The sequence below is a fragment of the Salmonella sp. SAL4457 genome (genome assembly GCF_046548235.1).
In the GTDB taxonomy this organism is placed as follows: domain Bacteria; phylum Pseudomonadota; class Gammaproteobacteria; order Enterobacterales; family Enterobacteriaceae; genus Salmonella; species Salmonella enterica.
The window spans coordinates 1-237 of the sequence record NZ_JBGDZO010001299.1; the positions used below are offsets into that span (position 1 = coordinate 1).

The following is a 237-nucleotide window of genomic DNA, read 5'->3' on the forward strand; positions in this document are numbered from 1 at the left end:
GACTATCCGTACCGTGCGCCTGCGCGACCTGGACGGCGTGGTGCATACCATCCCGTTCAGCGAGATCAAGAGCATCAAGAACTACTCGCGCCAGTTCGGCTACGCGATGTTCCGCTGGCCGGTGCCGGCGAGCATGCCGATCGACGACGCGGTGGCGCTGGTGCGCGAGGTCGCGATGGAGCTGCGCAGCGACCCGGCGGTCTACCGCAACCTGTGGTCGCCGATGGAATTGCAGGG

1 protein-coding gene is annotated in these 237 nt (G+C 66.2%); it reads left to right on the plus strand.

Annotation, left to right across the window (positions count from 1 at the left end; translation table 11 throughout):
- The coding region (locus ACLJNW_RS28400) for a hypothetical protein (protein WP_410962004.1) at window positions 1–237 on the plus strand (237 nt) is incomplete at both ends.